Source organism: Psychrobacter cibarius (assembly GCF_904845955.1).
Taxonomy (GTDB): domain Bacteria; phylum Pseudomonadota; class Gammaproteobacteria; order Pseudomonadales; family Moraxellaceae; genus Psychrobacter; species Psychrobacter cibarius_B.
The window spans coordinates 13,060-35,621 of the sequence record NZ_CAJGYX010000003.1; the positions used below are offsets into that span (position 1 = coordinate 13,060).

Sequence of the window (22,562 nt, forward strand, 5' to 3'; positions counted from 1 at the left end):
ATCATAAAGACCTTATTTATAAGAAGAAAACCATGACTCAAAATAGTGATTTGTTGCAAAATAGAAAAAAATCTTACAGCTCAATACCATCAGCAACCGCCACCATGCAAAAACTGTCGCATCTTAGTGTTGGCATCTTGCTAGGTCTAACAACGTTGACGATGACAGCACAAGCAAACACAACAGGTGCTGAAGAATATCGTGGCTCTGCGACAGTGGATACCAGCGCACCGATTGCCGCATTATCAAAGCTAACCAGCCTTGACGATGATAAACCGTTAACCGTTACCATCCCAACGATTCAGCAGTTCAAAACCAAGGTAGGCGTTCCCGTACGTTTTGTACAAACAACAGCCTTACCGATTGTCGATATCGACTTGCGTTTTAACGCTGGTAGCGCCCGTGATGGCAGTATTAGTAATACAGGCTTTGGTATTGCTAATATGACTGCCACTATGTTGACACAAGGCTCTAAACGCTTAGACGAAAATGAATTTACTCGCGCTGTTGAAACCTTGGGCATCAATCTAAATAGTAGTGCTTATAAAGACATGTTTATTGTGTCGCTACGTAGCTTATCTGATGATAAGCATCTACTTCCAGCCGTTGATTTAATGACTCAGATGCTCAGCGAACCCGCTTTTGACGACAGCATCCTAGCACGTAATAAAGCACGATTATTGGTTGGCTTGCAGCAGCAAAAACAAGATCCCAACAGCCTTGCTAGCATCGCATTTAGCGAAGCATTGTATGGCGAGCATCCTTACGCCCATCCATCAGCGGGTACGCTTGAAAGCGTTCCTACTATCGAAAAGCAACAGCTGATAGATTTCAAAAACCGCTACTTAGTCGCAGCTAATGCCTCTGTTGCCATCACTGGTAATCTAACCTTAGGACAGGCAAAAAAACTTGCGGAAGATATCACTAGCAAATTACCGAAGGGTCAGCCTGCAACTGAGCTGCCTGAACCAAAACCACTGAGCCAAGCCAAGCACATTCATATCCCCTTTCCAAGTACTCAAACCACCGTACTCATGGGACAATTGGGAGATAAGCGCGCCACCGATCCCCAGTCTCAGCAGAAGCAAACCAACTTTGCGGTTGGTAATGAGGTACTTGCAGGCGGTGATTTTAATGCGCGACTCATGACTGAGATTAGACAAAACTTGGGCTACACTTATGGCATATCAGGCTCTATGAATCCCATGCTGGCACGAGGACCGTACCAAATCGGTTTTTCAACGCGTAATGACAAGGCGCGCGCGGCCATTGATGCCAGCTTAGCCGTTATCAATGACACTTTAGAAAAAGGTATTACCAGCACTGAGATGCGCTTAACGACGGACAATCTTAAAAATAGCTTTCCGATGGGTTTTGCGAGCAATGCGGGAATTAATGGCCTACTTGGGATGATGAATTTTTATCAATTACCAAACAGCTATCTGACTGATTATGTCAAACGTGTTGATCAAGTAAAGCTATCAGAAGTCAATCAAACCATGCAAGATACCCTTAAGCCTGATGATTTCCTGATTGTCACCGTTGGACAAGAGGATCCTTGGAAAGATAAAAAGACCAATAAATAGCCGCACAAAGAAATGCTGGGCAACACTATTTAGTATTGCCCAGCATTTCTTTATAGGTTGGCACTCTTTATGAGTCTTAATAAATTATGAGTAGCACTGTTTATGAGTGGTACTAAAAGTCGATAATGGGTTATCCATACAAAAAATAATGCTCTTAACCAGAAATAGTCACTGCCACGTCATACATGAAATTTTCAGGCTTATAAGTTGCACCATTATAGGTCAATCGAATCACGTGCTTGTCATAAGAGTCTACTTTATAATCACCATTGGCGAAATCATGCAGGGCTGGCACTATCAGTAGCGCTTCAATTTGACTGTCGTTAATGCTAACCGAGATCTGCTGACCACTCCGTGGGTATAAGAAATAATCACAATGATTATTCACCATCACTTCTGCAGTACGCTCAACGACCTGACTACCTACTTCTTCTTGTATGAGTTTTGGACAGATATCTGAGCGCTTTGAAGCCAGACGAGCATAAGAGTTCTTAATATTATCTTCAATATCTTCAACGTCCTGTAAGTTTCTGTCAGGATCAGTAGCAGAATCTTCGGCTGTTAGAGAGCCTTGTTCAGAAAACGTTTCTGGGCTACAAGCACTGACCAATAAAAGAGATAGCAAGACTGAACCAAACAAAGCCATATATGTGTTATTTGATTGCAAAAACGCTTTTTTTTGGCTTATCAGACTTATGTGTTTTCACCATCGTTGAATACCGCTTCTTCATAAATCCTACTTACAATAGACGCTATGTGATTTCATAAACTAAATGATCATTAGCCATAGTTTTTTAATGCTAAACTATTTATCATTTAGCGCTGCCTTTCATCAGTATTATTATAGCGCTTTTACTCTAACTTAATTACCTCTGGCTCATATTTATTTGATTTTTTAATAGATCATAAATGACTTAATAACGGCACGAAGATGAGCTACTGGCATGATTAAAGCCCCATTTACGATAACCATCCGTGTCTAGATGTATCGCACCCGTAGCATATAGCCCTAAACCGAAATTATGAGATTGACCCTGATATTGCCAGAACTGGCATAGGCCATCTTGCATCGTACTGAGCCGCCATAAGTTATCTTCATACTCTGGTACCCAGATGTCGATAGCACTGGCATTCATATGCTTGCTACTATCGGCGCCACCTGCACAGCCATTAAGACCAGGACTACGATATACCGAGCGTATCTCACTACTGATAGGTAGAATTCCTTGATGCTTCAATTCGCCGTACAAGCGTAATGTTGGGACGATATTTGCCCATAACTCTTGCGGTGGTAACTGATAAGGCTCATAACCACATTTGCTCCAGCTTCGCGCTGTTGTGAGCAACTGCGACATAGGCGGTACATTTTGTGCGCCTACCCGCGAATTTAGGTAGCGTTGAAAATCTGCTACTTGCCTAGCACGGTAGCTATTGCTATTCAACCACGCGTTAAAATCCATACTAATAGAATCAGTATAAGTACTATTGTAAGTATTATTCGCAGTGCTGTAGCTGTTATTACTGTAAGTTGTATTATAAGCAGGCGCGCGCCGATTGACATTCATGCGCTTATTTTCTCCAATAGACAGACTGTCATCGAAATCAAAATCACGCTGCTTTTGAGCAATCAATCCTTGCATGCTATCGCCACTCAGCATGGTAACGCCAGAATTATAGCTTGTAGTATTCGTTGAAGGTCTGATGTGAGCGTTACTGCTACTACCCTGACGTACTTGGATACGGCGTTCACTATTGTCGCTGATAATAGCGGCATGAATAGAGATGCTACTGGCACACATGAGTAGTGCAAGCATAGGCTTGTGAATCTGCCTATAAGGATATTTTTTTGTATTGGTCATTGCAACAAGCTACCGCTAAAAACGTTTTATCGATACTATCAAATTTTCAGCAAGCAAGCTAAACTATCGCCTCTAATCAGAGGCGTGTTATTGGTAATTAACACTTATCCTTATAATTTTTATAATTATGTGACTTTATTTCTTATGTGTTACTTTATCTACGATATTTTACTTGCATAGATATAGATATGGTGCGATTACCTTTAAATGTTGATTTGATTTGAAACTTCCCTCTTACCTCAATTGCCAGACACACTTTGCCTATGTCTTCTAATCCGCAATACCGTTTTTCACGTCAGAGCCATCATTTAGGCCAAGGCCATGCACCATCGTTATGGCAGCGTATACATATCGATCCATGGTTGACCCTTCTCTTATTGACGGTTTGCTGCATTGGTTTGACAATTTTATATAGTGCTGCCGGTCAAGATGTCGGTATGGTATTACGTCAAATGGTCAGCTATGGTGTGGCCTTTACGGTTATGTTTATCATGGCACAGATACCGCCTAGCCTTTATCGCACTTTTACACCTATCTTTTATGTAATGGGATTAATTTTATTGGTATTGGTCGATATCATCGGTGAAGTACGTATGGGTGCTCAGCGCTGGATTAATTTACCAGGGTTTGGCAGCGTGCAACCCTCAGAATTTATGAAACTTGGGATGCCAATGATGTGTGCTTGGTTTTTATCCAAGCGTGATCTACCGCCCTCTCTATCTAGCATTGTCATTACCTTAGCCTTAATCATCGTCCCTGTATTATTAATTGCAAAAGAACCTGATCTTGGGACGTCGCTATTGGTGGCAGCCAGTGGTATTTTTGTGCTTTTTTTGGCAGGGTTGTCTTGGCGATTGATTTCAGCTGCCGCCATATTAGCGATACCGCTTATTGCGATTGCTTGGAATTTTCTATTACATGATTATCAGCGTACACGTGTCTTAACACTGCTCAATCCTGAAGCCGATGTACAAGGGGCTGGGTGGAATATCATTCAGTCAAAAACCGCCATCGGTGCGGGTGGACTCACTGGTAAGGGCTATTTAGAAGGCACGCAGTCGCATTTGCATTTTTTACCAGAAGGTCATACTGATTTTATTATCGCGGCTTTTTCAGAAGAGTTTGGCTTGTTGGGCGTGATTTTATTAATGTTCATTTATTCCTGTTTGCTCCTGCGCGCCTTATACATCGCTTTCACCCACCCTGATGTATACAGTAGATTACTAGCGGGTGCAATTGCCATGTCTTTCTTTGTTTATGTGTTCGTTAATGTGGGTATGGTTGGTGGTATTTTACCCGTCGTCGGCGTTCCTCCGCCCTTCATTAGCTATGGCGGTACTGCGATCGTTACTTTGATGGCAGGATTTGGACTACTTATGTCGATTCACACTCACAAGCCCAATTGATGCAAAGTTACTAGTGATTCTCTAATGAACACTCAAACTTTACTTAATGCTATTCATATTAAAAATCAAAAAAACATACGCTATATAAAAGTCATAAGGCGGATAAATCAGCCAATTAAAGCCTTCATTTAGAATGTTGTTACATGCAAAATGGTTGAAAATAAATGTAAATCAACAACAAATTAAGGGTTTCTAACAAATTTTATTGTTTCATCATTTTATGGCAAGTCCTATAACTTGCCATAAAAACCCTCCTATCTACTTTTGATAATAAATACAAGCCATTGATTTAATTGAAATAATTAAAAACACCCTTATATTTCCTCTCATTAAAACACTTCGTTGCCAATTGGTACTGATAGATTTTAATCCTTGTTTTTTACAAATAATTGCGTTAACCTCGTTTAACTGTACTTTGATACATAACCCGTACATAGCTACTAATAAACTTTGCATTTAATTATATTTTGGTTGTAGCTCGTACGTATAGTTAGCGAATTGTAGATTCCAAGCTTTCAAATACACTACTTAATTAACGGTTTAATAACAAAGACACACGCAATGCCTTCTAAAACCTTTATTAATTTAGCAATGTTAGAAAGTTTGTAAATAGCACATATAGCGGACTCTATACTCAACCTTTGTATTCGGATTGGGTATTCTACTAATATCGTTAGCTGTCATTTGAGCGTTTCATAAGTATCTTTGGTCGTATTATCCTGACCCGCTTATGATAATAAAATGAAAAATTACCATACCTTAAAATCTATAAAAGCCCCGTTTAGTATCAATAATTATATGAAAAAAATATTGATGATGCGGCTTTAGAGTTTGTGACGCTGTTAGATTGGTCTAACATTGCCACGCTCAGTCTAGAACTATTAGAGTTAGATTTTAAAGTATAAGTTATAGAGGTATCTATGAATAAGCGTTTATCTGGTTTACTTACCATGTCAGCAGTATTGTTTGCGGGCTCCGCAGTTGCTACTAATGCAAATGCTGTAGAAGCCAAAACCTCTCTTGCGATGATTTCACAAGATAACGCCTCCCATATCGATCGTGTACTTGGTGAGCTTAGCCGTCAGCATGATGGCGCATCAAGTTTGGTGAAGTCAGCACGCCAACCAACCTCGTTGGCACTTAGCAGCTCGCTGTTAGCCAGTGACACCTCTCAACTGACCAATGATGAAGATGTATTAGAGCGTCTGACAGCTGTAGCGTCTAATTCGGTCAGTAAATTTAAGCAAACAGGCCTAGCCTCTTGGTATGGTCGTAAATTCCATGGTCGTAAAACAGCCAGTGGTGAAACATTCGATATGAATGGTTTGACAGCGGCGCATCGTTCACTGCCATTGAATTGCTATGTTAGAGTCACGAATAAGACCAATGGTAAAAGCGTCGTGGTAAAAGTGAATGATCGTGGTCCATTCCATGGTAACCGTGTGTTAGATTTGTCTTATGGTGCTGCCAAAAAACTCGGTATTACGGGTAAAGGTGTGGGTAATGTTGCTATTGAGCGCGTTTCAGGACCATAATTCTAAAAAAACAGTCTATTTGTATTAGAGCATAAAAAGCGCCTAACACATCAGTGTTAGGCGCTTTTTTATAGTTTCAGTTTATTGTATCCATTAGGCTACAAATAAAGCTGTAGCGCTTAGCAATAACTTATAAAACAAGGTGTAATCAAAATGATTAACCCTTACACCTTACAGTTCAAATGCACTTTCAATAGCATCATCGAGACGTTCAACGGCAATCACATTGATGCCTTTAAATTGAGGAGCATCCTTAGCAGGCGCATTGGCTTTTGGAATAATGGCGTGCTTAAATCCATGTTTCATCGCTTCCTTTAAACGTTCTTGACCGTTCGGTACAGGACGGATTTCACCCGACAATCCCACTTCACCAAATACAGCCAATGACGATGGCAACGCTTTTTCTTTAATGCTTGAAGCACAAGCCAACAATACTGCTAAGTCAGATCCCGTCTCTATAACCTTGACACCACCGACGACGTTGACATACACATCTTGTCCGCTGGTATGAATGCCGCCATGACGATGCATGACGGCCAGCAGCATGGACAGACGCTGAAAATCCAATCCTAATGCCATTCGTCTAGGTGAGCCTTGCGAATCATCGACTAACGCTTGTACCTCCACCAACAAGGGTCGTGTGCCTTCGCGGCTGACCATGACGACAGATCCAGCAACGGGTTTGTCATAGCGGCTCAAAAATATCGCTGACGGATTGGCGACCTCTTTCAGCCCCATATCTGTCATACCGAAAATACCTAATTCATTGACGGCACCAAAGCGGTTTTTAACGGCACGAATCATCCGAAAACGTGAGTCTGATTGACCTTCAAAATATAAGACCGTATCAACCATGTGTTCAAGAACGCGCGGCCCTGCGAGCGTGCCTTCCTTGGTCACGTGACCCACTAAGAATAGCGCGGTGCCAGTCTGTTTGGCGTAGCGAGTCAAGATCGCCGCAGACTCTCGAATTTGACTGACGCCGCCAGGTGCAGAATTGATTGCATCCGTATAAATGGTTTGAATAGAGTCAATAATAGCGATGGCGGGCTGCTCTTGAGTCAAGGCGGCACAAATAGTTTCTACATTGGTTTCGGCCAGTACGCGTAATCTATCAGCCGGTAAATCTAAGCGCCTAGCGCGCATAGCAACCTGTGCCAATGATTCTTCACCAGTCACATACAAGGCGCTACCTGCCAACGAGTCGGCACGTGCCATATTAGTCGCAGTTTGCAGCAAAATCGTCGATTTACCGATACCAGGATCACCGCCGATTAAAACGACTGAACCAGCAACCAATCCTCCACCAAGTACACGATCAAACTCACTAATACCAGTTGGTAAGCGTGTGTCTAGCGTTACGCTCACAGCATTAAGCGGCATGACCGCACTATGCGTACCCGAATAATTTCCTGATGGTGCACCACCTAATTCACGAGAGGCTGATCGATTTGCTGCTGGTTTAGAAACGTTTTTATTGTGATGCGGCATGCTCACATTTGGTGCTTCGACCAAGCTATTCCATTCACCGCAATCGGTACATTGCCCTGCCCACTTGCCAAAATGCGCGCCGCAATGCTGACAGACATAACTGCTCTTATTTTTTGCCATAACGTATGAACCTTATTCAAGTGTCCAATCAAGATTAATTGATAAAATATCGTGACGCTCTGATAAGCGTTAATTTGAGAATAATTTTTGAGATAAATTAGCCATCAGTATGATGGACTAGATCTTATAGAAGAGGTGATGCTAAATGTGATGAATAGCTAGATATAGGAAAATTAGCAAGCGCTGTCTTGAGCACTTAATGGAAATTATAAATCTAACAGACAGCGTAAATAGTAGCGCAAAAAACACGTTGAGATATTAAGTGTGTATTGAACATTTAAAAATACGCAGAGCTAATCGATGCGCATTTAGCAAAAATGTATTCGAGACAAGTCCAATGTTCAACACATCCTCATTTATACGTGAAAGTCTTTACCCAGATAAACGGCTTTCACCAATTCATTTTCTAACACTTCACTAGAAGTACCCTCAGCGATAATAGCACCTTCTGAAACGATATAAGCTTTCTCACAAATAGCCAAGGTATCGCGAACATTATGATCGGTAATCAAAACACCAATACCACGATTTTTGAGGGTCAAAATAACGTCTTTGATATCACCAACAGAGATAGGATCCACGCCTGCAAATGGCTCATCTAATAAAATGAACTTTGGGTCAGCCGCCAATGCACGGGCAATTTCACAGCGACGACGCTCACCACCTGATACGCTCATGCCTAATGATTTTCGTACATGCTCTAGATGGAATTCACCGATTAGTTTTTCCAGCTCTTGCTTTTGCTCGCTTTTATTTAATTCTTTACGAGTTTCTAAAATAGCTAAGGTGTTGTCTTCGATAGACAATTTTCGAAAAATAGACGCCTCTTGTGGTAAGTAACCAATACCCGCACGCGCACGCTCATGCATGGCATATTTAGACAGATCCATTTTTCCTAAAGTGACACGGCCTTTATCCATATTGACCAACCCAACTACCATATAAAAGCTGGTTGTCTTCCCTGCACCATTTGGACCTAATAAACCAACGACTTGCCCTTGTTCTACGGAGAAAGAGACATCTTTCACAACCCAGCGCTTACCATAGCGTTTGCCTAAATTCTGCATTGATAGTCGCGTCGCAGGTGCTGCGTTATTGTTGGTTGCCAAAGGGTTTGTATTCTTATTATCACTCATAACTTACTCATACGGTTGCAGAATTCAAGCACTGATACACTAAGGGGTGTTGATACAGTTACATTAACCATTCAGCTTTTTAGCGGATGCTACTTTGGCTACCATTACTACTGGGAGGAAACACCAACTCTACGCGCTGATTACCGCCAGCAGTTGCTTCAACATCACCAGCTTTTAGGCTATAACGAATGACATTACCCGCAAAGCTTGCGCCATTTTGAACCAACTTGGCATTACCCGTCAAAGTAACAATACCCGTGACCGCATTATAATCAATCTTATTGGCTTGACCTTTTGCCAGCCCTTTTTCTTGTGTGACCACCTGTTGCATGGTTGCAGGGCGTCCGGTCGCTACTGCCGAGTTGATACTGCGACCCTGTGATAGATTAACCGTAACGTTATCAGCGGTCATTTTAAACGTACCTTGAGTGATAATGACACTACCCGAATAGCTGGTAACGCCTGTACGCTCACTATAGGTCGCTTTATCAGCCAATAGTTTGATTTCTTGATTAGCATCTGATGGCAGCGCATGACTGTAAAGTGGCAGTGCCAGCAGTATAACCGTTGGCAGCACATGTAATTGACGCAAGCGGCACGATGTTAGATTGAAGCGTGCTAATGATGAGCGCAAAGTAGGCAAAAATTTAGATGTCATAAAAATCACTCGTTTTATAATGGGTAGTAGGATTTGCAAACTTTATGCTAGCTGCTATTTTTATTACATAGTCAATAAGAGTTATTGCGATCAAAACAATGCTTTATCTTGGCGTTCAGCTGGAGTAAAAGCGACGGCAACTTGACCAAACTCATATTCACCGGTCTCAAGGTTGGCAGTCATGCTAGAAGCTTCAAACCGATTCATGCCTTGTTCAATCTTAACAGGCGCGTCACTATATACTTGCCCTGATTTAGTATTGCCTTTAAGGATACTACCTGTCACCTTTATCGGTTCAATATCTGGCGTGTCTTTATTGCCTTCACTGACCAGTGAAAAGCCCCCTGACAAGCTGAGTTCACCCGTCTGCTGACTGATAGCAGCACTACCCGCTTCAATACGATAACGCTGCTCTGCCGATGGCTCCCAATTCATAGTGATGCCTGACATCTCGTCTAAATTGGTCTCTGGATTGTGCGTCAATGTTTTGGCAGTCAGCTCATACTCAGTTTCGCCTTTCTCATTAGTTTGTACCGCTTTGATATCTGTTGCTTCATAATCAACATCGGTCGCTTCCATACTAACTGGCGGCGCTATCTCTCCTTGCTGTTGAAAAAACCAACCTGCAATACCAGCAATAATCAAGGCAAGAACTATTAAAACACGAGTATTCACGACAAATTATCCTGAGTTTTTGCTGCATCAAGCGTATAGTGCGCGATGAAGTCTTGATAGTGTCCATGACCTTTCAAAATGAGGTCACATACTTCACGTACAGCGCCAGTGCCACCTGCTCGGGTGGTGACCATGTCACTGCGATTGATGACTTCAGCATGCGCATTGGGTACTGTTGCAGCAAATCCAACGGTCTGCATTGCTTTAATGTCTGGTAAATCATCGCCCATATAAGCGCAATCAGCAGCCGTGATATTGAGCGCTGGATCAAGTATGGTTAGCAGCTCATTTAAAGCAACCAGCTTATCATCACGACCTTGCACCACATAATTAACGCCCATTTCCGCGGCGCGCTTATCTACCATGGCACTGCTACGACCTGTAATAATAGCCGTCAAAATGCCATAACGTGCTAACGACTTAACGCCTACGCCATCATGGACAGAAAAGGCCTTGGTCTCGATACCATTGGCATCATAGATAATTTGACCGTTTGATAAAATACCATCGACATCCATTATCAACAGCTTTACTTGTCCGGCTTTTTTGATTAAGTCTTGCATCATATCCCTCTTTCTTAAGGCTATTTTTTACATTTTATTGTTATAAATCTATACTGTACAAACCGATATCTTTATTAATGCTATTTATTTTACACCAGCTTGTAGCAAATCATGTACCGTAATAATTGCTTCTAAACGATCTTGGTCGTCAATAATTAGCAACTGGCTAATACCATTTTCATTCATCACACTGAGCGCGTCTGATGCGCGCATGGTCTTGCTAATGCGCCGTGGATTACTAACCATTACTTCACTCATCGGCGTTTGCAAATCGATGCCTTTTTCTAGACCACGGCGTAGGTCACCATCTGTGAATACCCCAACCACCTTATCATTATCATCGGTCACCACCGTCATTCCTAAGCGCCCAGCAGACATAGTAAAAAGCGCTTCTTGCAGTGGCGCTTGCTGATGAATGAGCGGCAAATCTTCTGACTTAGTATGCATTAAATCTTCAACTCGCGTTAGCAGCTGACGACCTAATGCGCCTGCTGGATGCGATAATGCGAAATCCTCTGAGGTAAAGTTGCGCGCATGGACTAAGGCAACGGCCAATGCATCGCCAAGCGCTAAGGTCGCCGTGGTACTGGAAGTAGGAGCAAGATTAAGTGGACAAGCCTCTTGCGATTTACCGAGCGTCAATACAATGTTCGCGGCACGAGGCAACATACCGCGCTTATCACGGCTAATACTAATCAGTGGAATATTTAGGTATTTGACCACTGGCAGCAGCATCTTAATCTCATCGGACTCACCAGAATTAGAGATAGCAAGCAATACATCACCTTTTACCAACATGCCTAAATCGCCATGCCCAGCTTCACCAGGATGCATAAAAAAGGCTGGCGTGCCAGTAGAGGCAAACGTCGCCGCTATTTTACGCCCAATCAATCCTGACTTACCCATACCAGTGACCACGACTCGACCCTTACAAGCCAAAATAATATCGCATGCTTGTGCAAACCTATCGTCTATCTGCTCTGTTAGTAAAGCCAATGCCGATATCTCAGTGTTAATCGCTTCGATAGCCTTACTAATAAACTGCTCATGGGTTAGATTGATTTGGGTATTACTCATGGATTCGCTCTATTTTATAATGAATCAATACTGTATTTTACTATACTATGCCCAATATTAATAATAATCTACGAAACCAATCGCTAACAATTCGGCACGTCATTTTAGACCATTATTATACGTTTATTTATACAAAAAAACCCACTATAAAAAGCAGGTTTTGATCGGATAAATCACGTATTAGTAATGCGCCTTCGATAATGAATCTTGCTCTCTAACCATTGTTATCATTAGATCCATCATTTGGTTTTTCCTCAAAACCCGTATTTTCTGCTGGGTTTTCGAAACCACGGTCTTGACCAAAACCGCCACGCTCAAAGCCACGCTCCTGATTCTGACCAAAGCTACCACGCTCAAAACCACGATCTTGACCTTGGCTAAAGCCGCCACGATTAAAACCACTGCGATTAGACGCAAAACCGCGCTCTTCAAAGCCACCTGTGCTAGCAGGATTACTACCGCGTTCAAATCCGCCGCCTTGATAACCTGCTGGAGCAGCGCTTTGCGATTGAGTACTCGTACCTGTCGTTGTCGTACTGCTACGTGGATTACGTGCCGGCACGACGGTTGAGATAGCGTGTTTGTATACCATTTGACTGACAGTGTTTTTGAGCAATACCACGTACTGATCAAATGATTCAATCTGACCTTGCAGCTTGATACCATTGACCAAAAAAATAGAGACAGGAATGCGATCTTTGCGCAGCGAGTTCAAAAACGGATCTTGTAAAGTTTGTCCTTTTGACATGAGAGCTCTCCTAAATATTATTAATTATGTTTTAGTGCCAATTATTTTAAGTGTTAATTTAATTATAATGGCTAACGGCAGATACAATAATAAATTTTCTTTATAAAACGTATCTAAATAAACGCTACTTGTTCTTAAGTGATTCCACTTTATCGCGAATACATTATTATTGTAAATAATTAAGTAACTAGTTGTTTCATTAGTTATTTTTATCAACAAACGTCAATTAATATTGATTAAAAAAACAGTTAGGCTAATACTACACCTACTATTTTGATGAATTTAAATTATAACAGCTATCTACGATATATTTTGATACTAATTGTCATTACTTTCTAATAGTTGCATAGAGCTTTTTGCAATACTATATTTTTAGTATAGTCAGTTCAAAATAAAAATGTTATGCCTTGGACAAATATCATAAAACAATTTGGATAAGTCATTTTGCATCCAACCTTGGCGTAGAAACTTCACTTGAGCCCATTTCTTTTCGATAGGGTTTAGGTCTGGGCTGTACGGCGGCAACCAAAGAATACGATGCCCGTGCCTGTTTAGTAGCTTTTGAATGCGTTTGCTCTTATGAAATCTGGCGTTATCCATCACAATCACGCATTTGGTTTTAAGACTTGGGATTAGCTTGTGTTTGCACCAGTGATAGAAGACGATGCTGTTGATGTTTGTCTCAAAGTAATCAAGCGCAAACAGCATCTTTTCATACAGAGCACCAATAACGTTGGTTCGCTTTTTACCTTGCCAGTTGTAGCTATCGATACAAGGCTTACCGATCAGCGCATAGCCATGAGAGCGGATGGTCTCGTGCTCAAAGCCGCTTTCATCCATATAGACAATGGGATAGCCTTGCTGCGTAAAGCTATCAAGCTTTCCCTGATACGCCGCTCTTTTTATTGGGCAAGCTTTTGGATGCTCTAAGGTCTTTTTTTTGACTGATACCTAGGCGCTTTAGGGCATGATAAATGCCTGTTTTACTACAGTTTAGACGACGAGCTCGCTCATACTGGTAATCATCGGGATGTTCTTGAACATCATTAAGTAGCACGTCATCTGGTATTTTATAGGGTTTGGTTTGCCTGGTTGTTTTACTATGAACACGTCTCTTCCAGTTCTGTATAGTGGTTGGGCTCAGATTGTAAAACTCAGCTGCCTCGGCAAAGGTCATACCCTCGTCTAAGCTTTTAAGAACTTGCATACGAAAATCTAGTGAGTAAGTCATGGTCTTTATAATAACAATTGGGTTTGATAATTAGTTTATAACATTTTTATGTGGGCTTGACTATACACCATATTGTATTTATAAGGTATTAACTCATACCATATTTTGGGGCGATAGTGGTTTTGCTATAACTGATGGCTTTAGTATCATTGATAGATTTAATATAAATAGTCTCTTGCCTGCGCCATCGTCGTGAATGCTTTTACCACCATATTGCGGTCTATAGAATAGCCTTCCTCGCTAAAGGTATCGGCTGCTATCGCCCCATTCATGGAAGTACTAGGCAATTGCATAACTTTGCGTAACCATGTGTACTGACGTTTTGCCAATTGTCTTGTCGCATATAATGCCTTATTTTGCATTTGCTGACAAGCAAGTGCCTCGGTCGCACCATCAGACAAGCTTGATTGAGCTGAAGACTGGAGCACTTCAAAAGTACTGTAAAATTGCGCTTTGTCTAGATGAGGCTGTTCAAATACTGGGTGATCGATATGTACTAGGTATTCTAGTACTTGTCGATAACCAACGCAGCGCATAGATGGTAGATTTGGTGTTAAAGGATAGCGCTCCAGCAGACCAATGACCTCAGTCACCAACCCGTCATTCCACATGATATCTAAACGTTGCTCGATACGTGTATGCAACCATGGACGATCAGGCATGACTGTCAATGCATGCCATTGCTGATTGGGATTATTTGCCAATGCCTGCTTGGGCTTTCGCTGCCATTCACTTATAGGGATATCAGTTTGCAGATAAACTTCAACTGCTCGGGTGATACGCTGAGTATCCGTCGCATTAAGACGCTCATGGCTAATCGGATCTATCTCACCCAAATAGTCATATAGTGCACTAATGCCTTCATCTTGCCGCCACTGCTCCACACGTGCGCGAACACTATCATCACTGTCAGGTACTGGAGATAGCCCGTCTAGCAGTGCCATGTAATACATCATAGTACCGCCAACCAGCAACGGTATTTTGCCATTCTCGTGACAGCTATCAATCAAACCGGCAACGTCATTCACAAATTCGGCGACGCTATAGCTCTGCATAGGATCGATAATATCAACCAAATGATGTGGATAACGCGCCAACTCAATAGCGGTTGGTTTTGCCGTACCGATATTCATATCACGATAAATCAGCGCTGAATCTACTGAAATTAGCTCATAACGCCCTGTATCATATAACTCATAAGCCAGTGCAGTCTTGCCACTTGCTGTCGGCGCCATCAAACACACCACGCTATTATCTGCTAAATTGGCGTTTAGGCGATAAGATGAGCTGTCAGATGAAAGTTGCATAGGCTTGCCTTTATTAATGATATTAGTAGCAATAAACTTGAGCGTTGTCATTGCTAAAATTTGCTTATTATATTTTTTTGTCGTTATAGCTATCTTGACTCAGGCGCAGATAATAGCATCAATGTTGCTAGTTGATTACCATCTATCGCTTTAATCGCATGCTGAGTCAGTAACGCGTCGATATCCGCCAAGAACACCATCAAATCTTGCTTTGACATCTGCATGCTCACGGTGGCAAGTTGTTGATTAATGTCATTTGCACTGTGCAACCATTGATCTTTTTTATATTCCCTATTGCTAAGTAAACTTGACTCAAATAATGAACGCATCTTTGATTGCCAATTCTCTGCACCGATCAATACACATTGGCTTTGATGATAAAACAATAGCCAAGGCAGTGCTTTATTCTCACTATATGTTGTGCCAACAGATTCGGTTAATGCTTCATTTAAATGAGTAACAACGTCTAGGCAATAAGGCAAAGATATCGAATGTATTGCGACATCGTTAGCGATACCTCTGGTGTTTTGACTTATTTTCTCAGAAACACTTGGTACGTTTAAGGTTTGAGGCGAATACCTATCTTCTGACAACTGATAGGATTGTTTGGGCGCTTTTACCTGATGGCTTTTGCTTGAATGAATGGTCGTTGATGTGTTTGGCATTATGGTCGTTGATGTGTTTGGCATTACAGTAGCGAATGCATTATCGATAGACAGATTACTATCTACTATCTGACTATTACCTAGTATTTGAATAGCATCATTAGCATTAGTAGAACTGATCGTCTCTGTAGTCACTACTGTCTTAAGTTTTGTCCGAATCGCATGGCTTACATGCGCCATAATATTATTGAGCGGACTTATTTTGATACGCTGTTTAGAGGGATGCACATTGATATTGAGCCACTGAGTGGGCAAATCAAAATAAAGCGCATAGCCAATTCCTACCAACTGAGCAGTTTGGGCAAGTTGGCGTAGCTGATTGCTTATCAATGCTTCTTTTACCAGTCTGCCATTCACATAGATTAACTTTGGTAAGGTATCCTGCGAATCAGTGATAGGCCATAACCAACCCTTAATGCTTGCTTGATCGGCAAAACCATTATTAGCATACTCTCTAGATGGCTGTATTAAACTGGTGAGGTCTATCGCTATTTCTAACGCCTTTTTGGTTAACGACAACCCAGTCGCTTGCTCAAGACGTGCCAATGGCAAAGGATTGACATTATTATTGCCATTAGCATTTGTAGAAACGGCACTTAAAGACTTTGAATTTGAAAGCCTTGTAGTTGAAGACATCGCACTTGAAGAAAGTGACAACCGTTTTTTATGGTCATGAAAGAGCGCCAATGCCACATCTGCTCGCGCCAAAGCTACTTCGCGCACAATCGTTTCGATATAACCGAACTCCGTCGCAATAGATTTCAAATTGCCACGGCGTGCTGGTACATTAAAATATAAATCCTTAACCGTAATGGTCGTACCACGATGATGCACAACTGGCATAAGCTTTGGCGCATCATCTAACACACCCGCGACTTGCAACTGGCGACCGATGCCACTGTCATCATGGCTACTGGTTAAAGTCAGCCGAGATACTGCCGCCGTCGCCGCCAACGCCTCCCCGCGAAAACCCAACGTCGTAATACCTTGTAAGTTAGCGACATCCGCGACTTTACTGGTTGCATGACGGGTAATTGCCATGACCATATCATCGGGATGAATACCCACGCCATTGTCGACCACTTCAATCATACCCATGCCGCCTTGAGTAATATGTATCTCAATATTAGTCGCACCAGCGTCAATGGCATTTTCTAGCAGCTCTTTAACTACGGCTGCTGGGCGTGTCACTACCTCACCCGCTGCCAATTGATTGATGAGCAGCGGCGATAGTTTTTTGATGCGAGTATAAGAATGATTGTCTGGCATTTGCGGCATTAAGAGGTATCGTTGTTTTACGTGATGATAAGTAGTACTGGCAGATATTGATGATTTATATTAGGGTCTATTGAACATTCAAATGTATAATTAAACCTTAATAAAGGATAAATCCAAGCCTTGCGCTTGTCCAGCCTTCGATAGCCGCAGCTCAACTTGACGAGACTCATTATCCTTATCAGTGCTAGTAGCTTGCGTCATATTAATAAACAAGGTGGGCGGCGGTAAATAGCTGTCCGCACGGCTTGCCCATTCGATGACAACCAACGCATTGGGCTCATCCAGATATTCATCAAAACCGATAAAAGACAGCTCTTCTGGGTCTTGCAGACGATACAAATCCGCGTGGTAAACTGGCTTGATCGAGCCGTCTGTTTGCTCGATGCTATAAGGCTCAACCAAGGTATAAGTCGGGCTTGTAACGGCACCTGCATGCCCGAGCGCCTGCAACCAATGGCGAGTCAGAGTCTTTTTACCTGCCCCGAAATCACCTGCCAACCAGACACTACCTGTCAAAGGTAAAGCTGCCAATTGTGCAGCCAAACGCTGAGTATCGGCTTCTGTATACAGTGTCAGCGTCTTAGCATTTTTGTCCTCTGTTGTACTATTAGGCATCGGGCTTACCTGCCTGCACTTGCGTCTGTACCTGCATAGTCACCGTTGGGTTGATAAAGCTTTCACCGCGGATCAATTTGGCATATAGCTCAGGGTCGTGCCACTCGGCACTGACTTGATCGCTAAACTCAAACGCTTCTAGATGAAGCTTACCCATTTGCTCGTTCGCCACATCATCAGCAAAGCACTGCGCGTAACCAGTAGCGGTTTCGTGTGCAATCACCGAGTAAACGCTGACATCAGATTCACCGTTTTGCATTTGGGTTTGTTTTAGAATTTCTTGCGCCCAAAAGAATATCACGCGTGAAAACTGCTCTGCCGATGGCGATACTGGCAAGCTTATCCAGCGCGCACTGAATTTTTTACAGGCAGCGACATATTCAGGGTCGTCTTTATTCCAAAAACAAATCGCGTGATCAAAGCTATCGATAATGTCCTTGATAGACGATTTTAATAAGCCAAAATCATAGACCATTTGCCCATGATCTAAGCGCTTAGCCTCAAGAATCAGCTCAATCTGATAACTATGACCATGGATAGAGTGTTTGCAGCGCTCAGAGCTACAATTACGCACAATATGTGCATTTTCAAATTTAAAAAGTTTACGGATACGCATAACAATCAACCAAAACAGTAAGCATTTTTATGCTAAATATGAATATTATAAAAGTTTGCCGCGACGACTTATCGGCTTGTGGCTTATTATAGCAAATCATGATGACTCCGTAAGTAAGCACTTATTAATAGCAGTATTGACTAAATAAATTCATGGCATCGAAAATCTACTTATAAAATTTATTTATCAGACAAATTTTTGAAAAGTAGTATTAAACAAGGGATGGATACAGGATTGACTCAAATCGTAGGTGAATTGTGCTAGCGCTATCTATTGCGACCCCTTAAGCATATACTCATTGCAGTACGCACTATTTGCGTCATCAGCGTTAATCTAACCTTTCAGCTATTTACATTGGCTTAAAAGGTATTACGGCTTATCTCAAGAGGAAAAAACCATGAGTAAAGGTCAAGACAGTAAAAAGAACGTAAAAAAGAAACCGCTATTAACGGCAAAAGAGAAAAAAGCCGCCAAACAATCTAAGAAAGACGACAACGGCAGTATCTTAGGTAAACATTAATATTTAGTGTATCATTGTGCCATTTAAAAAATGCCAATCGAACCTCACGGTTTGATTGGCATTTTTTATGCTAGGTGCGGTCTTTATGCTAAGCACCGCGCGGCGCAAACATAATAATTGCCATGCCTAATAACGCAACCGCAGAACCTACTATATCCCACGTGGTCGGCCTGATACCGTTCACCGCCCACAACCATAAAATAGCCATCGAAATATACACGCCGCCATAAGCCGCGTAGACTCTACCAGCTGCGGTAGGATGTAAAGACAACAGCCAAACGAAAGCGACCAGACTTAGTACGCCAGGGACAAGCAGCCAAATAGATTTACCTTCTCGCAGCCAAAGATAAGGCAAATAGCAGCCCGCAATCTCTGCTAATGCGGTCAGTGCGAACAATCCAACGGTTTTTAATTCAGTCAAAACCATCTACTCCTAAACGGTGATAAATCCTGTCATATACTGTACGGCATGACCAGAGATAATGACTCTATCGCCAGCGACCACACAGTCTAGAACCCCGCCGCGACGTGATGCTTGATAAGCGACCAAGTTATTTTTAGCCAAACGCTCAGCCCATAAAGGTGCAAGCCCTGTATGAGCTGAACCCGTCACTGGGTCTTCATCGCCACCATTGGCTGGCCAAAAATAACGTGAAATAAAATCATAGTTTTCGTAGTCAGCAGACTTAGCCTGACAAGTCACCACCACATCTAAAGGCGCAAGCTGTTTTAGCTGCTCGTTATCACGTGCTACTGTTAAGACGTCGGACTCAGCATTATAAATCACAAAATAGGCTTGAGTATTTTTATAGACTTCAACGGGTGCAATAGATAGTCCTGCAAGCAAGCTATCAGGGATATTGTCAACTTTCTCAGGCTTAGTATTAGGAAAGTCCATTTGTATCTTGCCATCGTCTGTTTGCACAATGGTCAAAACACCAACCGCTTTGGCTGAAAATTTAATGTTTTCTACATTGGGGTTTTTGTTAAATAACACAAAGGCTGACGCTAGCGTTGCATGTCCACAAAATGCAATCTCAGTGAATGGTGAAAACCAGCGGATATGACAAATGTCTTTGTCATCAACCACAATAAAAGCTGTCTCAGATAAATTATTCTCAAAAGCGATAGACTGCATCAAATCATCACTTAACCAATTATCTGTAATGATAACCGCCGCTGAATTGCCTTTAAAAACGGTATCCGTAAAAGCATCAACGACATTTATTTCTAGTTGCATTTTATGTTCTCGCTTTATTTTTATAGATCTATGGTTTTATAGCTTTATGAATTTTATGGTGTTACTGGCAATATCAATCAACAATAAATAGCTTAGCGCCTATCTTCGTTGACGAACGATGGGCAATCGTATTGTCCGCCACTTGATAAGTCATGCCCGCTGTTAAGGTGAAAGTGCGCCCATCTTTTAGTTCGGTGTTCAGCTCGCCCTCAACACAGAATAAAATATGTCCTTTATCGCACCAGTGATCGGCAAGGTAGCCTGCGGAGTACTCAACCATATGCACATTGATATTGTTAAATTCGCAAGTCTTCCAATACCCCGTGCCCGTTTCACCTCTGTTTTCTACCGCTTCTACTGTCGTCCAATCGGTAATAGCAAAAGGTATATTTTTCATTTCCATAACGTCATCTCCCTGATTTTATTGTTCATTCATTTATCATAAAATCTTTACTTACTATACCTCAAATCCAGCGCCGCACTTTATTGAGATAATCCTGATAAGTTTTGCCAAATTTCTGTGCCATCATTCGCTCTTCTGGCTGGATTTGAAAGCGCGTTATATAAAGTATAAAAATGGGCAACAGTACAAACGCCAGAAAGTGAGAAAGATAGAACGCCCAGCCTAATAATATAAGCACCAAACCCACATACATCGGATTGCGGCTATACTGATATACGCCGCTGGTCACTAAACTAGAGACCTGCTCTAACGCTTGCGGATTGGGCGTGGTCTGAGCGATTCTAAATTGAGTCACACCCATGATACCTAAGCTCAGACCCATCACACCCAAACCCACTGCCAGTGCAGTTGAGCCGTTGAGTGAGAACGTCAAAGCAGGAACCATTTTAGAGACACCATACATAGCAGCGGCGGTAATAATCACTTGGGCGACTGGAGGGACTTTAAGTGCTAGAGCGTTCATGATTAGACCTCATAGAGCGTCAAATCATGAACCTCAACAGTGAGTGCTCATGATACCTGCTCACTATTTTCGTTTTAATTTTTACTTTTAGCCCTTGACTATTTAAACCATCAAAAAATAATTATTTTTACCTTTTAGATGTCGCTATCCTTTATTTTTATTCTTTGCTCGCTAACCATATCACTGTATTTATACGGTTAACTGGGATTGTTATTTATCAAAATAACGCCATTTATGTAAAGTAAAAACATATATAAAAATATAATACCTCATAGAGTATTATGTCTTAAAGTTCTATTTAAATTTAAATGAGGAAACTGGCATCATGATGCGTATCGGATTGTTCTTATTAACCAACTTAGCGGTGATCGTGGTATTTAGCATCGTGTTTGGTATTTTATCCAGATTTTTTGGAATTGGCGGCGTACATGGTGCGGGCGGGTTAAATTACACCAGTCTTGCCATTATGTGCGGCGTATACGGCATGGTTGGTTCGATGGTATCACTATTTATCTCGAAGTGGATGGCCAAAAGATCAACGGGAACGGTGGTTATTGAAACGCCAAGCAATGCCACTGAAAAATGGCTTGTAGATACGGTCGCTAGACAAGCGCGAGCGGTAAATATTGGCATGCCAGAAGTAGGAATTTTTAATAATTCTCAGCCAAATGCGTTTGCCACAGGCTGGAATAAAAACAAAGCGTTGGTCGCTGTTTCATCTGGCTTATTGCAAAGCATGACGCCTGATGAAGTAGAAGCGGTATTGGCGCATGAAATTGGTCACGTGGCAAACGGTGATATGGTCACGCTGGCGCTCATCCAAGGGGTGGTAAACGCCTTTGTGATGTTCTTTGCGCGTATCATTGGTAGCTTCGTCGATCGGACGGTGTTTAAAAACACCAGTGATAGCCCAGGTATTGGTTACTTCATCACGAGTATTGTGATGGATATTTTGCTTGGATTTTTGGCTTCTGCCATCGTTATGTGGTTCTCGCGTCTACGCGAATTCCGTGCCGATCAGATGGGAGCAAAACTTGCTAGCAAAGACAAAATGATTAGTGCGCTTGATGCCTTGCGTCCTTCTGAGCAGCGTCCAGATCAAATGCCTGAGAGTATGAAGGCATTTGCTATCTCATCAGGACAATCTACGGGCTTTAGTATCGCGAACCTCTTCCGCTCACATCCAACGCTGGATGACCGTATTGCGGCGTTGAGAAATTATAATCCTAGTGAGGAGTAATGACAGGATCAGCTCCCCTACCTGCTCGTAAAATTAACGTAAAAACCCAGACATAAAAAAAGCCTATCTA

At 42.0% G+C, this 22,562-nt stretch carries 23 protein-coding genes and 1 pseudogene; 5 read left to right on the forward strand and 19 right to left on the reverse strand.

All coding sequences use genetic code 11. The features are described 5' to 3' along the window. Positions 1–32: 32 nt before the first annotated feature. The gene (locus tag JMV76_RS06820; RefSeq protein ID WP_201502108.1) at positions 33–1,586 is read left to right on the forward strand and encodes a M16 family metallopeptidase; all 1,554 of its coding nucleotides are present in this window, start codon (positions 33–35) and stop codon (positions 1,584–1,586) included. A gap of 154 nt (positions 1,587–1,740) precedes the next feature. Here the strand turns inward: JMV76_RS06820 and JMV76_RS06825 are convergent, their stop codons facing one another. Further along, on the reverse strand, positions 1,741–2,211 hold the full coding sequence (locus tag JMV76_RS06825) for a hypothetical protein (RefSeq protein WP_201502109.1): 471 nt from the start codon (positions 2,209–2,211) through the stop codon (positions 1,741–1,743). A gap of 289 nt (positions 2,212–2,500) precedes the next feature. Next, positions 2,501–3,445 (reverse strand): D-Ala-D-Ala carboxypeptidase family metallohydrolase, encoded by a 945-nt coding sequence (locus JMV76_RS06830; RefSeq protein ID WP_201502110.1) that lies wholly within the window; start codon positions 3,443–3,445, stop codon positions 2,501–2,503. A 263-nt stretch (positions 3,446–3,708) separates the two neighbouring features. Here JMV76_RS06830 and rodA point away from each other — a divergent pair, with 263 nt between their 5' ends. Together rodA and JMV76_RS15245 are read left to right on the forward strand one after the other, a co-directional pair. Further along, complete coding sequence (gene rodA / locus JMV76_RS06835; protein WP_201502111.1) at positions 3,709–4,851, forward strand: rod shape-determining protein RodA; 1,143 nt, start codon at positions 3,709–3,711, stop codon at positions 4,849–4,851. A 1,193-nt stretch (positions 4,852–6,044) separates the two neighbouring features. Further along, positions 6,045–6,386, forward strand: a pseudogene (locus JMV76_RS15245) (septal ring lytic transglycosylase RlpA family protein); the annotation flags it as partial. A gap of 171 nt (positions 6,387–6,557) precedes the next feature. On the opposite strand, the gene radA reads toward JMV76_RS15245, so the two are convergent. The 13 genes from radA to JMV76_RS06905 all read right to left on the reverse strand — a co-directional run bounded on the left by radA (position 6,558) and on the right by JMV76_RS06905 (position 18,566). Further along, entirely contained in the window at positions 6,558–7,997 is a 1,440-nt protein-coding gene (radA, locus tag JMV76_RS06845; protein ID WP_201502113.1) for a DNA repair protein RadA, read from the reverse strand. Between the two features lie 356 nt (positions 7,998–8,353). After that, a complete protein-coding gene (gene lptB, locus JMV76_RS06850; RefSeq protein WP_201502114.1) occupies positions 8,354–9,133 on the reverse strand; it encodes an LPS export ABC transporter ATP-binding protein in 780 nt (259 codons plus the stop codon). Positions 9,134–9,212: 79 nt separating this feature from the next. Next, positions 9,213–9,791: a lipopolysaccharide transport periplasmic protein LptA gene (gene lptA, locus JMV76_RS06855; RefSeq protein ID WP_227690177.1), complete on the reverse strand. Its 579-nt coding sequence runs from the start codon at positions 9,789–9,791 to the stop codon at positions 9,213–9,215. 90 nt (positions 9,792–9,881) lie between these two features. Then, positions 9,882–10,466 carry an LPS export ABC transporter periplasmic protein LptC gene (gene lptC, locus JMV76_RS06860; RefSeq protein ID WP_201502115.1) on the reverse strand — a complete coding sequence of 195 codons (585 nt, stop codon included), beginning with the start codon at positions 10,464–10,466 and terminating at the stop codon, positions 9,882–9,884. After that, positions 10,463–11,029: a KdsC family phosphatase gene (locus tag JMV76_RS06865; protein WP_060491184.1), complete on the reverse strand. Its 567-nt coding sequence runs from the start codon at positions 11,027–11,029 to the stop codon at positions 10,463–10,465. The genes lptC and JMV76_RS06865 overlap by 4 nt, the downstream gene beginning before the upstream one ends. A gap of 84 nt (positions 11,030–11,113) precedes the next feature. Continuing rightward, positions 11,114–12,106, reverse strand: a complete 993-nt coding sequence (locus JMV76_RS06870; RefSeq protein WP_201502116.1) for a KpsF/GutQ family sugar-phosphate isomerase — start codon at positions 12,104–12,106, stop codon at positions 11,114–11,116. Positions 12,107–12,320: 214 nt separating this feature from the next. Further along, positions 12,321–12,854, reverse strand: coding sequence for an RNA chaperone Hfq (hfq, locus tag JMV76_RS06875; protein WP_201502117.1), 534 nt, complete (start codon positions 12,852–12,854; stop codon positions 12,321–12,323). 381 nt (positions 12,855–13,235) lie between these two features. Beyond that, positions 13,236–13,760 carry an IS630 family transposase gene (locus tag JMV76_RS06880; protein WP_201502402.1) on the reverse strand — a complete coding sequence of 175 codons (525 nt, stop codon included), beginning with the start codon at positions 13,758–13,760 and terminating at the stop codon, positions 13,236–13,238. Continuing rightward, the gene (locus JMV76_RS06885; protein ID WP_201502118.1) at positions 13,729–14,085 is read right to left on the reverse strand and encodes an IS630 transposase-related protein; all 357 of its coding nucleotides are present in this window, start codon (positions 14,083–14,085) and stop codon (positions 13,729–13,731) included. The genes JMV76_RS06880 and JMV76_RS06885 overlap by 32 nt, the downstream gene beginning before the upstream one ends. Positions 14,086–14,243: 158 nt before the next feature. Then, positions 14,244–15,392, reverse strand: coding sequence for a tRNA (adenosine(37)-N6)-dimethylallyltransferase MiaA (gene miaA, locus JMV76_RS06890; RefSeq protein WP_045453054.1), 1,149 nt, complete (start codon positions 15,390–15,392; stop codon positions 14,244–14,246). Between the two features lie 89 nt (positions 15,393–15,481). After that, entirely contained in the window at positions 15,482–17,335 is a 1,854-nt protein-coding gene (gene mutL / locus JMV76_RS06895) for a DNA mismatch repair endonuclease MutL (protein ID WP_227690180.1), read from the reverse strand. A 90-nt stretch (positions 17,336–17,425) separates the two neighbouring features. Further along, positions 17,426–17,950, reverse strand: coding sequence for a tRNA (adenosine(37)-N6)-threonylcarbamoyltransferase complex ATPase subunit type 1 TsaE (gene tsaE, locus JMV76_RS06900; protein ID WP_201502119.1), 525 nt, complete (start codon positions 17,948–17,950; stop codon positions 17,426–17,428). Next, on the reverse strand, positions 17,943–18,566 hold the full coding sequence (locus JMV76_RS06905; RefSeq protein WP_055124932.1) for a 6-pyruvoyl trahydropterin synthase family protein: 624 nt from the start codon (positions 18,564–18,566) through the stop codon (positions 17,943–17,945). Before JMV76_RS06905 ends, tsaE begins: the two co-directional genes overlap by 8 nt. 397 nt (positions 18,567–18,963) lie before the next feature. On the opposite strand from JMV76_RS06905, the gene JMV76_RS15065 reads away from it, so the two are divergent. Beyond that, positions 18,964–19,086 (forward strand): hypothetical protein, encoded by a 123-nt coding sequence (locus JMV76_RS15065; RefSeq protein ID WP_020443648.1) that lies wholly within the window; start codon positions 18,964–18,966, stop codon positions 19,084–19,086. Positions 19,087–19,174: 88 nt separating this feature from the next. Here JMV76_RS15065 and JMV76_RS06910 read toward each other — a convergent pair whose 3' ends face one another. From JMV76_RS06910 to JMV76_RS06925, 4 genes are all read right to left on the reverse strand, one after another. Further along, positions 19,175–19,507, reverse strand: a complete 333-nt coding sequence (locus JMV76_RS06910) for a YnfA family protein (RefSeq protein WP_201502120.1) — start codon at positions 19,505–19,507, stop codon at positions 19,175–19,177. Between the two features lie 12 nt (positions 19,508–19,519). Next, complete coding sequence (locus tag JMV76_RS06915) at positions 19,520–20,326, reverse strand: PhzF family phenazine biosynthesis protein (protein WP_201502121.1); 807 nt, start codon at positions 20,324–20,326, stop codon at positions 19,520–19,522. 73 nt (positions 20,327–20,399) lie between these two features. Next, a complete protein-coding gene (locus JMV76_RS06920) occupies positions 20,400–20,729 on the reverse strand; it encodes a DHCW motif cupin fold protein (RefSeq protein WP_045446391.1) in 330 nt (109 codons plus the stop codon). Positions 20,730–20,790: 61 nt separating this feature from the next. Further along, on the reverse strand, positions 20,791–21,252 hold the full coding sequence (locus JMV76_RS06925) for a methyltransferase family protein (RefSeq protein WP_201502122.1): 462 nt from the start codon (positions 21,250–21,252) through the stop codon (positions 20,791–20,793). Between the two features lie 325 nt (positions 21,253–21,577). Between JMV76_RS06925 and htpX the strand changes: the two genes are divergently transcribed. Continuing rightward, positions 21,578–22,492 carry a protease HtpX gene (htpX, locus tag JMV76_RS06930; protein ID WP_201502123.1) on the forward strand — a complete coding sequence of 305 codons (915 nt, stop codon included), beginning with the start codon at positions 21,578–21,580 and terminating at the stop codon, positions 22,490–22,492. Positions 22,493–22,562: the final 70 nt, after the last annotated feature.